Origin of the sequence: Alysiella crassa DSM 2578 (genome assembly GCF_000745955.1) — a bacterium.
Classification (GTDB): Bacteria; Pseudomonadota; Gammaproteobacteria; order Burkholderiales; family Neisseriaceae; genus Simonsiella; species Simonsiella crassa.
On the sequence record NZ_JQKH01000064.1, the window covers coordinates 1 to 13,989 of the forward strand.

Consider the following 13,989-nt stretch of genomic DNA (forward strand, 5'->3'; position numbering starts at 1 on the left):
AACGTGAAAATCACCGTTGAATTGATTGCCCCAATCGCGATGGAAAACGGTTTGCGTTTTGCGATTCGCGAAGGTGGTCGTACCGTTGGTGCAGGTGTTGTAGCTAATGTAATTGCTTAATATTAAGTTTTAGGCCAATAGCTCAATTGGTAGAGTATCGGTCTCCAAAACCGAGGGTTGTAGGTTCGAGACCTACTTGGCCTGCCAAATAGAAGAAACTAACCAAGTAGCTAGCTTGGTTAGTTTTTTTTCTGTATATTTTCAGCTTGCCTGAAAACAAGGAAAGGAATCATCATGAGCCAAGAATTGGAACATGAAAAACAAGGTGGTTTTAAATTATTCCGCTACATCAAAGAATCAACTGTTGAATTTAAAAAAGTGGTTTGGCTCAAACGCCCCGACGCTGTGCGCATGACGGGTTTTGTCTTGGCTTTTGCTACGGTGTTTGGTGTGTTTATTTATGGCGTGGATAGTGTGATTTCGCTGTTGTTTAATTTTATTTTAGTGAAATAAGGGGATTATCATGGCGAAACGCTGGTATGTGGTACAAGCCTATTCGGGTTTTGAAAAAAATGTACAAAAAACCTTAAAAGAGCGCATTGAACGCGAAGGTATGGAAGAATATTTTGGTCAAATTTTGGTGCCTGTGGAAGAAGTGGTGGACATTAAAAATGGTCGCCGCACCGTGTCGGAGCGCAAATTTTTCCCTGGCTATGTGCTGATTGAAATGGAAATGACCGATAGTTCATGGCATTTGGTAAAAAGTACGCCACGTGTGAATGGTTTTATCGGCGGTACTTTGCACCGCCCATTGCCGATTACACAGCGCGAAGTGGACGCGATGATGGCGCAAGTTTCGGGAGGTTCTGAATCAGGCAGCCTGAAAAAGCCGAAACCGCGCGTAGAATTTGATGTTGGGCAACAGGTTCGCGTGAATGAAGGTCCATTTGCCGATTTCAATGGTGCGGTGGAGTATGTGGACTACGAACGCAATAAATTGCGCGTTACCGTGCAAATTTTCGGACGCGAAACGCCTGTTGAATTGGAATTTAATCAAGTAGAAAAATTGATTTAATTTCAGGCAGCCTGAAACATTTTGGAAGGGTAAAGAAAATGAAGTTATTGAATCAAAATACATTATTTTTGGGTGTGATGAGTTTGCTGCTGTCTGCGCCCGTGTTGGCGTATGATAAAAATGATGAACAAGTCATTCAACAAGACATTGCCAAAATGCACGATGCCATGAAAAAACAAAATGGTCAGGTTTTTGTGGACATGATGCCCGAGCCGATTTTGAAACAAATGGCAAAATCTCTGGGCATGAATTTGGCGGACACCAAAGCATTGTTGGCGGGCATGGCAAGTGGCATGTCGGGAACGGATATTCAGTTTCGTGCGAATTTGGCAAAAATCAAAGTGTACCAATCCAAAACAAAACGCGATTACGTTTTCATTCCCACGACCACCACAATGGACGGCGTAGCGGTTGAAGGCAAAATGTTTGGTGTGAAAGACAATGGCAAATGGTCTTATATCACATGGCAAGACCGCTATAAAAAATGGGTCAAAATCGCTTATCCCGATATTCAAAAATTGCCCTAAACGTTTTTCAGGCAGCCTGAACAAGCAAAACCCTTGTCAAAATTAAAAAAACAAGCTAAAATTGTTGGCTTAATTTTTGGGGAGCAGATTTTCTGCGTCATACCCATTTTTTGGAGTTTATACACATGGCAAAAAAAGTCATCGGCTACATCAAACTGCAAATTCCTGCAGGTAAAGCCAATCCTTCGCCACCAGTTGGTCCTGCTTTGGGTCAGCGTGGTTTGAACATCATGGAATTTTGTAAAGCGTTCAACGCGGCAACGCAAGGTTTGGAACCTGGTTTGCCAACGCCCGTTGTGATTACCGCTTATGCAGATAAGTCTTTCACTTTTGTATTGAAAACGCCACCTGCATCTGTGTTGTTGAAAAAAGCAGCAGGCATTCAAAAAGGCAGTTCCAATCCTTTGACCAACAAAGTTGGCACGGTAACACGCACCCAGTTGGAAGAAATTGCCAAAACCAAAAACCCTGATTTGACGGCTGCTGATTTGGACGCTGCGGTACGCACCATTGCTGGTTCAGCACGTTCTATGGGCTTGAATACGGAGGGTGTGTAACATGGCAAAAATTTCTAAACGTTTGAAAGCATTGCGCGCTTCTGTTGAAGCCAACAAATTGTATGCAATTGATGAAGCCATTGCTTTGGTAAAAAAAGCCGCAACCGCCAAATTTGATGAATCAGTAGATGTGTCTTTCAACTTGGGCGTTGACCCTCGTAAATCTGACCAAGTGATTCGCGGTTCCGTTGTGTTGCCAAAAGGCACAGGTAAAACCACACGCGTAGCCGTGTTCACACAAGGTGCCAACGCCGAAGCCGCAAAAGCAGCAGGCGCAGACATCGTGGGCTTTGAAGATTTGGCAGAAGAAATCAAAAAAGGCAATATGGACTTTGACGTTGTGATTGCTTCTCCTGACGCAATGCGCATCGTGGGTCAATTGGGTACGATTTTGGGTCCTCGCGGCTTGATGCCAAACCCCAAAGTGGGTACCGTAACGCCTAATGTTGCCGAAGCAGTGAAAAACGCGAAAGCTGGTCAAGTGCAATACCGCACCGACAAAGCAGGTATCATTCACGCCACCATCGGTCGCGCATCTTTTGCCGAAGCCGATTTGAAAGAAAACTTTGACGCTTTGTTGGACGCTTTGGTAAAAGCCAAACCTGCTGCTGCCAAAGGTCAATACTTGAAAAAAATCGCCGTATCCAGCACCATGGGCTTGGGTGTGCGCGTAGATGTATCTAGCGTTTCTGCTAAATAATCTTTAAAAAATCTTTCAGGCAGCCTGAAAATGGCAAAATGTGTTTTCAGGCAGCCTGAAAATGGGGCTACTTAAAATATTAAGTAGATGTCCAAGACCGTAGGGAACGCAAGTTTTAATCATTCAAACCCTACGCAGACGGTAGTCCTGAAAAAAGTTTTTGTGGGTTGATGTTTTGAATATCGCTTGCAAAGTGTCTTTAAAATCAGGTTGCCGCGCTGGTGGGCTAATCATGTTGGTTAGCCTGAATTTAAACAGTGGGAGGTAGACCTTGAGTCTCAATATTGAAACCAAGAAAGCAACCGTAGAAGAAATCAGCGCAGGCATTGCCAACGCGCAAACTATGGTGATTGCTGAATATCGCGGTATCAGTGTTGCCAGCATGACTGAACTCCGTGCCAATGCGCGTAAAGAAGGCGTTTACTTGCGCGTTCTGAAAAACACATTGGCGCGCCGTGCGGTTGAAGGAACTTCTTTTGCTGGTTTGGCTGACCAAATGGTTGGTCCATTGGTTTACGCTGCATCAGAAGATGCCGTAGCCGCCGCAAAAGTGCTGCACCAATTCGCGAAAAAAGATGACAAAATCGTTTTAAAAGCTGGTTCTTACAACGGCGAAGTGTTGAATGTGGCTCAGGTAACTGAGTTGGCTTCTATTCCAAGCCGCGAAGAATTGCTGTCCAAATTGCTGTTCGTTATGCAAGCGCCTGTTTCTGGCTTTGCACGCGGTTTGGCAGCTTTGGCAGAGAAAAAAGAAAGCGAAGCGGCTTAATTTGCGCCATTTCTGTGATTTTGTTTTGATTCATTAAATTTTTTTATTATTCAATATTTTTTAGGAGTTCAATAGCATGGCTATTACTAAAGAAGACATTTTGGAAGCGGTAAGCAACTTGACCGTTATGGAATTGAACGAGTTGGTTAAAGCGTTTGAAGAAAAATTCGGCGTTTCTGCTGCTGCGGTTGCAGTGGCTGCTGGTCCTGCTGCAGGTCCTGTTGCTGAAGCGAAAACTGAATTTGACGTAATCTTGGCATCTGCTGGCGACAACAAAGTTGGCGTGATTAAAGTGGTTCGTACCATCACTGGCTTGGGCTTGAAAGAAGCTAAAGACTTGGTAGACGGCGCACCTAAAACGTTGAAAGAAGCTGTATCTGAAGCTGAAGCCAACGACATCAAGAAACAATTGGAAGAAGCTGGCGCGAAAGTGGAAGTTAAATAATCCATTTTTCAGTTATGCTGAATTCTGGGGTGGCGGGCAATTGAAAAAATTGTCCGTTATCACTGGGGCTGGTAGTATAATCACTACCAGCCTTGTTTGCGCTTTTGTGTATGGAAAATGTGTAAATTTACAAAAATTTACTATTTTTTTAACCCTTATGAGTAAAATTTTGTAAATTTATATAAGATTTGGCTGTTTCTGACAGTTTTGTCTTTTTCTTGAACACTTTCTTAAATTGGGGAACGTATGTTCCGCTCTCTTTTTCAGGCAGCCTGAAAGCATCCATTAAGGCTTGCCCCGCAGTTTTATTCTAAATTATTGTTTTAATTGTCGCCCGTTTTTGGAGTATCTACAATGAGTTATACATTTACCGAAAAAAAGCGTATCCGTAAAAGTTTTGCTAAACGCGAAACCGTATTGGATGTGCCTTATTTGCTGACCACACAGTTGGAATCGTACGAAAAATTCTTGCAACAAGGTCGTGCGTTTGACCAGCGTTTGGACAATGAAGGTTTGCAGGCTGCCTTCACGTCTATTTTCCCAATTGTGAGCAATAATGGTTTTGCGGAATTGGATTTCGTGCATTATGTGTTGGGTGAACCATTGTTTGATATTCCTGAATGCCAATTGCGCGGTATTACTTATGCTGCGCCGCTTCGTGCGCGTATCCGCTTGAAAATTTATGATAAAGAAGCTGGACTGGAAAATAAAGCCATCAAAGAAGTACGCGAAAACGAAGTGTATATGGGCGAAATTCCGCTCATGACCCCAAGCGGTTCGTTTGTGATTAATGGCACGGAGCGCGTGATTGTGTCGCAATTGCACCGCTCACCGGGCGTGTTTTTTGAACACGACCGTGGCAAAACCCATGCTTCGGGTAAATTATTGTTTTCTGCGCGGATTATTCCTTATCGTGGCTCGTGGTTGGATTTTGAGTTTGACCCGAAAGATTTGTTGTACTTCCGTATTGACCGCCGCCGCAAAATGCCCGTAACGATTTTGTTACGCGCTTTGGGTTATTCTGATGAGCAAATGTTGTCTATGTTCTTTGATACGGAAACGTATTATTTGGGCAAAGATGGCGTGCAAACCGATTTGATTGCAGAACGCTTGCGTGGCGAATTGGCGAAATTTGACATCGTGGACAATAACGGCAAAGTCTTGGTGGAAACGGGCAAACGCATTAACGCAAAAAATGTACGCGATATTCAGGCTGCTGGTTTGAAACGCCTGACGGTGGAAGCCGATGTATTATTGGGCAAAACTTTGGCGACTGATGTGATTGTGCCTGACACGGGCGAAGTATTGGCAAAAGCCAATGGCGAAATCACAGAAGAATTGTTGGCGCAATTGGACATCAATGGCATCAAAGAAATTCAAACTTTATTTGTGAATGAAACCAGTGCGGGCAATTATATTTCCGCCACTTTGCGTACCGATGAAACCAGCGACCAAGCGGCGGCGCGTGTGGCGATTTACCGCATGATGCGCCCTGGTGAACCGCCAACTGAAGAAGCGGTAGAAGCCTTGTTCAAACGCATGTTCTTCCAAGAAGAAAGCTACGATTTGTCTCGCGTGGGTCGCATGAAATTCAATACGCGTACTTACGAGCAAAAATTGTTGCCTGAACAAGTTGGCACTTGGTACGAGCGTTTATTGGCAGAAATGTCGGAAAAAACCGATAAAACCAGCTTTATTTTGAGTTATGAAGACATTGTGATGACCATCGCCACCTTGGTGGAATTGCGTAATAGTCATGGCGAAGTGGACGACATTGACCACTTGGGCAATCGCCGCGTGCGTTCTGTGGGCGAATTGGTGGAAAATCAATTCCGTAGCGGTTTGGCGCGTGTGGAACGTGCCGTGAAAGAGCGTTTGAACCAAGCGGAAAGCGAAGGCTTGATGCCCACCGATTTGATTAACGCGAAACCCGTATCTGCCGCGATTAAGGAATTTTTTGGTTCAAGCCAATTATCGCAATTTATGGACCAAACCAATCCCTTGTCTGAAATCACGCACAAACGCCGCGTTTCGGCTTTGGGCCCGGGTGGTTTGACCCGCGAACGTGCTGGCTTTGAGGTGCGAGACGTACACCCCACCCACTACGGTCGCGTTTGCCCGATTGAAACGCCCGAAGGTCCCAACATCGGCTTGATTAACTCATTGTCGGTGTATGCGCGTACCAACGATTACGGTTTCTTGGAAACGCCCTACCGCCGCGTGGTGGACGGCAAAGTTACCGATGAAATTGATTATTTGTCTGCCATTGAAGAAGGTCGCTATGTGATTGCCCAAGCCAACTCGGAATTGGACGATTCAGGCTGCCTGAAAGATGAATTGGTGGTTTGCCGCGAAAAAGGCGAAACCATCTTGGCAACCCCCGACCGCGTACAATACATGGACGTGGCAACAGGTCAAGTGGTATCGGTAGCCGCATCGCTGATTCCCTTCTTGGAACACGATGACGCGAACCGCGCTTTGATGGGTGCCAACATGCAACGTCAAGCCGTGCCATGCTTGCGCGCCGAAAAACCGATGGTCGGCACAGGCATTGAACGCGCCGTAGCCGTGGACAGCGCAACCGCCATCGTAGCAAGACGCGGCGGTGTGGTGGAATATGTGGACGCAAACCGCATTGTGGTGCGCGTACACGATGAAGAAGCCACAGCCGAACAAGGCGGTGTGGACATTTACAATTTGGTGAAATTCACGCGCTCCAACCAATCCACCAACATCAACCAACGCCCTGCGGTTAAGGCTGGCGATGTGTTGCAAAAAGGCGATTTGATTGCCGATGGCGCGTCCACCGATTTGGGCGAATTGGCTTTGGGTCAAAACATGACCATCGCCTTCATGCCTTGGAACGGCTACAACTACGAAGACTCCATTTTGATTAGCGAAAAAGTGGCTGCAGACGACCGCTACACCTCCATTCACATTGAAGAATTGAACGTGGTGGCGCGTGATACCAAATTGGGCGCGGAAGACATCACACGCGACATTCCCAACCTGTCTGAAAAAATGCAAAACCGCTTGGACGAGTCGGGCATTGTGTACATCGGTGCAGAAGTGGAAGCAGGCGATGTGTTGGTCGGCAAAGTTACCCCCAAAGGCGAAACGCAACTGACCCCAGAAGAAAAACTGCTCCGCGCGATTTTTGGCGAAAAAGCGTCTGATGTGAAAGACACGTCTTTGCGTATGCCCACAGGCATGAGCGGCACGGTGATTGACGTGCAAGTGTTCACACGCGAAGGCATTACCCGCGACAAACGCGCCCAGTCCATCATTGACGCGGAATTGAAACGCTATCGTCAAGATTTGAACGACCAAATCCGCATTTTTGACAATGACGCATTTGACCGCATTGAACGCATGATTGTGGGGCAGCCTGCAAACGGGGGGCCCATGAAATTGGCAAAAGGCACCGCCATCAGCACCGAATATTTGCGCGGTTTGCCGTCTCGTCATGATTGGTTTGACATTCGCATGGCAGACGAAGACATTGCCAAACAGCTTGAATTGATTAAATTGTCTTTGCAACAAAAACGCGAAGAAGCCGAAGCCCTTTACGAAGTCAAAAAGAAAAAAATGACCCAAGGCGATGAGTTGCCCCCAGGTGTGCAAAAAATGGTGAAAGTGTTCATCGCCATCAAACGCCGCTTGCAGGCAGGCGACAAAATGGCGGGTCGCCACGGTAACAAAGGCGTGGTGTCGCGCATTTTGCCAGTGGAAGATATGCCCTATATGGCAGACGGTCGCACGGTGGACATCGTGTTGAACCCCTTGGGCGTACCCTCGCGCATGAACATCGGTCAGATTTTGGAAGTGCATTTGGGTTGGGCGGCAAAAGGCATTGGTCAGCGCATTGACAAAATGCTGGCTGAACAGCGCAAAGTGGGCGAAATCCGCGCATTCTTGGAAAAACTCTACAACGGTAGCGGCAAACAAGAAGATTTGGACAGCCTGAATGACGATGAAATCATCACGCTGGCTGAAAACCTGAAACGCGGTGCGACTTTTGCCTCCCCAGTGTTTGACGGTGCGAAAGAGCAAGAAATTTATGACATGCTGGATTTGGCATACCCCAGCGAAGACCCCGAAGTACAAAAATTGGGCTTTAATAAAACCAAAACCCAAATCACTTTGTACGATGGACGTTCGGGCGAAGCGTTTGACCGCCCTGTAACGGTAGGTGTGATGCACTATCTGAAACTGCACCACTTGGTTGATGAGAAAATGCACGCACGTTCAACAGGTCCATACAGCTTGGTAACGCAACAGCCATTGGGCGGTAAAGCACAATTTGGTGGTCAGCGTTTCGGTGAGATGGAGGTGTGGGCGTTGGAGGCTTATGGCGCGGCATACACCTTGCAAGAAATGCTGACGGTGAAATCCGATGACGTAACAGGTCGCACGAAGATGTACGAAAACATCGTCAAAGGCGAACACAAAATTGACGCGGGTATGCCCGAGTCGTTTAACGTGATTGTGAAAGAAATCCGTTCGCTGGGCTTGGATATTGATTTGGAGCAGAATTAAGTTATCTGCTTTCAGGCAGCCTGAAAACATAAAATGTGCCAGAAACCTGTTCCCTCCCCCCTGCTAGCGGGGGAGGGGGTAGGTGGCAGGCAAATCCAAAGTTTTCAGGCAGCCTGAAAACAATATCCACCAAAAAATTCAAAAAAATCGCCCTTAAAAACAGGAGCAGTAAATAATGAACTTAACCGATTTATTCGCCCCCCTGCAACAAGCAGGTTCAGAAGAATTTGATGCCATTAAAATCGGCATTGCCTCGCCCGACACGATTCGCTCGTGGTCGTATGGCGAAGTGAAAAAACCCGAAACGATTAACTACCGCACCTTCAAGCCCGAACGCGATGGCTTGTTTTGCGCCAAAATCTTCGGACCCGTTAAAGACTACGAGTGCTTGTGTGGCAAATACAAACGCTTGAAATTCAAAGGTGTAACCTGCGAAAAATGCGGCGTGGAAGTTACCCTGACCAAAGTGCGCCGCGAACGCATGGGTCATATTGAATTGGCTGCGCCCGTTGCCCACATTTGGTTTTTGAAATCGCTGCCATCACGCTTGGGCATGGTGCTGGACATGACTTTGCGCGACATTGAGCGCGTGTTGTATTTTGAAGCCTTTGTCGTAACCGACCCTGGTTTGACCAGCCTGCAACGCCGCCAACTGTTGAGCGAAGAAGATTACTACACCAAATTGGAAGAATTTGGCGAAGAATTTGACGCGCACATGGGTGCAGAAGGCATTCGTGAATTATTACGCAGCCTGAATGTGGAACAAGAAATTGAATATTTGCGCCAAGAATTGCAATCCACCAGCAGCGACACCAAAATCAAAAAAATCGCCAAACGCTTGAAAGTATTGGAAGCGTTCCACCGTTCTGGCATGAAACTGGAATGGATGATTATGGACGTGTTGCCCGTGTTGCCGCCCGATTTGCGCCCACTGGTGCCATTGGATGGTGGTCGTTTTGCCACGTCTGATTTGAACGATTTGTATCGCCGTGTGATTAACCGCAACAACCGTTTGCGCCGCCTGTTGGAATTGCGCGCGCCCGACATCATCGTCCGCAACGAAAAACGCATGTTGCAAGAAGCCGTGGACAGCTTGTTGGACAACGGTCGCCGTGGCAAAGCCATGACTGGCGCAAGCAAACGCCCCCTCAAATCCTTGTCCGATATGATTAAAGGTAAGAGCGGTCGTTTCCGTCAAAACCTGTTGGGTAAACGTGTGGACTATTCAGGTCGTTCCGTGATTACGGTGGGTCCATACTTGCGTTTGCACCAATGCGGTTTGCCGAAAAAAATGGCATTGGAATTGTTCAAACCGTTTATTTTCCACAAATTGGAAAAACGCGAACTCGCCACCACCGTTAAGGCTGCCAAAAAATTGGTAGAACAAGAAGTACCCGAAGTTTGGGACATTTTGGAAGAAGTGATTCGCGAACACCCGATTTTGCTGAACCGTGCGCCAACCTTGCACCGTTTGGGTATTCAAGCGTTTGAGCCGATTTTGATTGAGGGCAAAGCGATTCAGTTGCACCCATTGGTGTGTGCGGCGTTTAACGCGGACTTTGACGGCGACCAAATGGCGGTACACGTTCCGTTGAGCTTGGAAGCGCAAATGGAAGCGCGTACTTTGATGTTGGCTTCCAACAACGTGTTGGCACCTGCGAATGGCGAGCCGATTATCGTGCCATCGCAAGACATCGTATTGGGTTTGTATTACATGACCCGTACCAAGGAAAAAGCCGTAGGCGAAGGCACTTTGTTTGCCGATGTAAAAGAAGTCCACCGTGCGTATCACACCAAACAAGTTCAGTTGGGTACGAAAATTACCGTGCGTTTGCGTGAATGGGTGAAAAACGATGCGGGCGAATTTGAACCTGTGATGAATCGTTATCAGACCACGGTAGGTCGTGCTTTGCTGTCTGAAATCATGCCCAAAGGTTTGCCGTTTGAATATGTAAACAAGGCATTGAAAAAGAAAGCCATTTCGCAATTGATTAATGCGTCTTTCAGGCTGTGTGGTTTGCGCGATACGGTGATTTTTGCCGACCATTTGATGTACACAGGTTTTGCATTGGCGGCAAAAGGCGGTATTTCCATTTGTATTGACGATATGGAAGTGCCGAAAGAAAAACCCGCCTTGCTGGCTGAAGCCAATAATGAAATCAAAGAAATTGAACACCAATACCATCAAGGCTTGGTAACCAAAGGCGAACGCTACAATAAAGTGATTGATATTTGGGGTACGGCTGGCGATAAAATCGCCAAAGCGATGATGGACAATTTGTCGGTGCAGCCTGTGCGTCATCACGAAACCAACGAAATTTTGACCGATGAAAATGGCAAAACTTTGATGGAAGAGTCGTTTAACTCTATTTACATGATGGCGGACTCGGGTGCGCGTGGTTCGGCAACGCAAATTAAGCAGTTGTCGGGTATGCGTGGCTTGATGGCGAAACCTGACGGCTCCATTATTGAAACACCCATTACGGCGAACTTCCGTGAAGGTTTGACGGTATTGCAATACTTTATTGCGACACACGGTGCGCGTAAAGGTTTGGCGGATACGGCGTTGAAAACCGCGAACTCGGGTTACTTAACCCGCCGTTTGGTGGACGTTACCCAAGATTTGGTGGTGATTGAAGACGATTGTGGCACCAGCGAAGGTTTCTCGATGAAAGCGGTGGTACAAGGTGGCGACATCATTGAACCATTGCGCGACCGTATTTTGGGGCGCGTGGCGGCGGAAGATGTGGTGGACCACAGTACAGGCGTTACCATCGTGGAAGCTGGCACGATGTTTGATGAAAAACTGGTTGATTTGATTGATAATTCGGGCGTGGACGAAGTGAAAGTTCGTACACCGATTACCTGTCAAACGCGTTACGGCTTGTGCGCGAAATGTTATGGTCGCGACTTGGCACGCGGTAAATTGGTGAATGCGGGCGAAGCGGTCGGCGTGATTGCGGCGCAATCCATTGGCGAACCAGGTACCCAATTGACGATGCGTACTTTCCACATTGGTGGTGCGGCTTCGCGTGCGGCTGCAGCCAGCCAAGTAGAAGCCAAATCCAATGGTACGGCGCGTTTCAACAGCCAAATGCGTTACATCGCCAATAGCAAAGGCGAATTGGTGGTGATTGGTCGCTCGTCTGAAGTGATTATCCTTGACCAAATGAGTCGTGAACGTGAACGCCACAAAGTGCCTTACGGTGCGATTTTGAAAGTGCAAGACGGCGAAGAGCTGAAAGCAGGCACCGTATTAGCCACTTGGGATCCACACACCACGCCTGTGATTAGCGAATACGCAGGTAAAGTGGAGTTGGAAAACTTTGAAGAAGGCGTAACCGTTACCAAGCAAACCGATGAAATCACGGGTATGTCGCAATATGTGGTGATTGACGGTAAACGCCGCTCTGCCAGCAAATTGTTGCGCCCAACGGTGAAATTGTTGGACGAAAACGGTGAATACATTCATATTCCAGGGACGAGTACGCCTGTGGCGATTGCGTTCTCAGTCGGTGAGATTATTCAAATCCGCGAAGGTCAAGAAATTGGCAAAGGCGAAGTGTTGGCGCGTAAACCACAAGCGTCTTCCAAAACACGCGACATTACGGGTGGTTTGCCACGCGTAGCCGAATTGTTTGAAGCGCGTGTGCCAAAAGATGCAGGTATGCTGGCTGAAGTAACAGGCACGGTTTCGTTTGGTAAAGAAACCAAAGGCAAACAGCGTTTGGTAATTACCGATTTGGACGGCATTGCGTATGAAACTTTGATTTCTAAAGAAAAACAAGTTTTGGTGCATGACGGTCAAGTGGTGAATCGTGGCGAGACGATTGTGGACGGTTCGGTGGACCCACACGATATTTTGCGCTTGAAAGGCATTGAAGAATTGACACGCTATATTGTGCAAGAGGTGCAAGAAGTTTACCGCTTGCAAGGCGTGAAGATTTCGGATAAACACATTGAAGTGATTATTCGCCAAATGCTGCGCCGTGTGGTGATTACCGATGCGGGCGACACAGGCTTTATCACAGGCGAACAGGTTGAACGCGCCGAAGTGATGATTGCCAACGAACACGCTTTGGCAGAAGGCAAAGAGCCAGCGCGTTTTGATAATGTGTTGTTGGGTATTACCAAAGCGTCTTTGAGCACCGACAGTTTCATCTCCGCCGCTTCGTTCCAAGAAACGACACGCGTTTTGACCGAAGCCGCGATTATGGGCAAACGCGATGATTTGCGTGGTTTGAAAGAAAACGTGATTGTGGGTCGTTTGATTCCAGCAGGTACGGGCTTGAGCTACCATCGTTCACGCCGCGCCAGTTGGGCAGCCGCCGCGCAACAACGTGTGAATTCCATTTCAAACACAGAAATTTTTGCGGATAATGAAGCTGTAGATGGCGAGTAAATCAGTTTTCAGGCTGCCTGAATGAGATAGGCAGCCTGAAAATGGGAAAAATCGGATTAGCCAAATTAAGTTTTGGGTAATCCGATTTTTTTTATTTTTTGTTTGGAGAGCAGATTTACGTTTATTCAACCAATTGAAATATCGTGGTATTTTTTAGAAGGAACGCAATGTAAAATTGTTTGACAAAAATAGGGTAGGTAGATAAATTTAGGAAAGATTACACAGCAAAGATTATGTTATTTAATGTGAAATTGGATTTCAGGCTGCCTGAAAGGGGATTTGAATGTAGTAATGAATAGGAGGTTAATTTTGAATATTGTTAATTTATATAAAAATTTTGTTTTTAAAAAAGGAACAAATTATTGGATATTCAGTTCTGTTTTTACACTATTTCCATTTCTTTGTGCACTTTTCATAATAATTTTGGATTTTCAATTTAAACATGAAACAAAAATTCTTACCATCCCTGATAATACTCAATATTATTTACCATATAATGGTAGAGCTACATCTGAGGGAATTGAATTTGAATTTAATCAGAAACCATATCGTGCAGATTGCGCATCTTTATTTTATAGCATATGTAAAAGAGAGTATGCTAATACTTATTTAAAAGGGCAAGATATTGTATTTTTACAAATTTCATATTCTGATAAATTAGTTAAAGGGATATTTATCGGTGGAAAAATGTTAAGCCCCATGAAAAATCATTTTTATAATTTAACACCTGATGATTTATTTATTGAAAAAATGGTTAACAGAGAAAAAAATGCCCGTTATATAGCATGTTTCGTGCTTTTTCTTTTGGGAATATACCATGTTTTATCATTAATTAATTGTTTTCTATGTTTAAAATTTAGGAGTGACTAATCATGGCAACAAGCAAGCGTAGGGTGGGCAACTCGTTGCCCACGCAGTTCAATCAGATACACATAAAATGATGTTTTAATGTGCAATATTTCATTTCAGGCTGCC

Annotated in this window: 11 protein-coding genes and 1 tRNA gene; all 12 read left to right on the plus strand. The window is 46.0% G+C overall.

The window, feature by feature from the left end:
- The coding region (locus tag Q338_RS14120) for an EF-Tu C-terminal domain-related protein (RefSeq protein ID WP_455549945.1) at window positions 1-120 on the plus strand (120 nt) is incomplete at its 5' end.
- Between the two features lie 11 nt (window positions 121-131).
- A tRNA-Trp gene (locus Q338_RS09250) sits at window positions 132-207 on the plus strand.
- 87 nt (window positions 208-294) lie between these two features.
- On the plus strand, window positions 295-513 hold the full coding sequence (gene secE / locus Q338_RS09255) for a preprotein translocase subunit SecE (protein WP_051968582.1): 219 nt from the start codon (window positions 295-297) through the stop codon (window positions 511-513).
- Window positions 514-523: 10 nt separating this feature from the next.
- Window positions 524-1,075: a transcription termination/antitermination protein NusG gene (gene nusG, locus Q338_RS09260; protein WP_034294577.1), complete on the plus strand. Its 552-nt coding sequence runs from the start codon at window positions 524-526 to the stop codon at window positions 1,073-1,075.
- Window positions 1,076-1,113: 38 nt separating this feature from the next.
- Window positions 1,114-1,602: a hypothetical protein gene (locus tag Q338_RS09265; RefSeq protein WP_034294580.1), complete on the plus strand. Its 489-nt coding sequence runs from the start codon at window positions 1,114-1,116 to the stop codon at window positions 1,600-1,602.
- A 125-nt stretch (window positions 1,603-1,727) separates the two neighbouring features.
- The gene (gene rplK / locus Q338_RS09270; protein ID WP_051968583.1) at window positions 1,728-2,159 is read left to right on the plus strand and encodes a 50S ribosomal protein L11; all 432 of its coding nucleotides are present in this window, start codon (window positions 1,728-1,730) and stop codon (window positions 2,157-2,159) included.
- A gap of 1 nt (window position 2,160) precedes the next feature.
- Window positions 2,161-2,859: a 50S ribosomal protein L1 gene (gene rplA / locus Q338_RS09275; RefSeq protein ID WP_034294583.1), complete on the plus strand. Its 699-nt coding sequence runs from the start codon at window positions 2,161-2,163 to the stop codon at window positions 2,857-2,859.
- A gap of 271 nt (window positions 2,860-3,130) precedes the next feature.
- Window positions 3,131-3,628, plus strand: coding sequence for a 50S ribosomal protein L10 (gene rplJ / locus Q338_RS09280; protein ID WP_034294586.1), 498 nt, complete (start codon window positions 3,131-3,133; stop codon window positions 3,626-3,628).
- A 76-nt stretch (window positions 3,629-3,704) separates the two neighbouring features.
- Complete coding sequence (gene rplL, locus Q338_RS09285; protein ID WP_034294589.1) at window positions 3,705-4,073, plus strand: 50S ribosomal protein L7/L12; 369 nt, start codon at window positions 3,705-3,707, stop codon at window positions 4,071-4,073.
- 354 nt (window positions 4,074-4,427) lie between these two features.
- On the plus strand, window positions 4,428-8,612 hold the full coding sequence (gene rpoB / locus Q338_RS09290) for a DNA-directed RNA polymerase subunit beta (protein WP_034294592.1): 4,185 nt from the start codon (window positions 4,428-4,430) through the stop codon (window positions 8,610-8,612).
- A 175-nt stretch (window positions 8,613-8,787) separates the two neighbouring features.
- Entirely contained in the window at window positions 8,788-13,014 is a 4,227-nt protein-coding gene (gene rpoC, locus Q338_RS09295; protein WP_034294594.1) for a DNA-directed RNA polymerase subunit beta', read from the plus strand.
- 309 nt (window positions 13,015-13,323) lie between these two features.
- Entirely contained in the window at window positions 13,324-13,884 is a 561-nt protein-coding gene (locus Q338_RS09300; protein ID WP_147293678.1) for a hypothetical protein, read from the plus strand.
- Window positions 13,885-13,989: the final 105 nt, after the last annotated feature.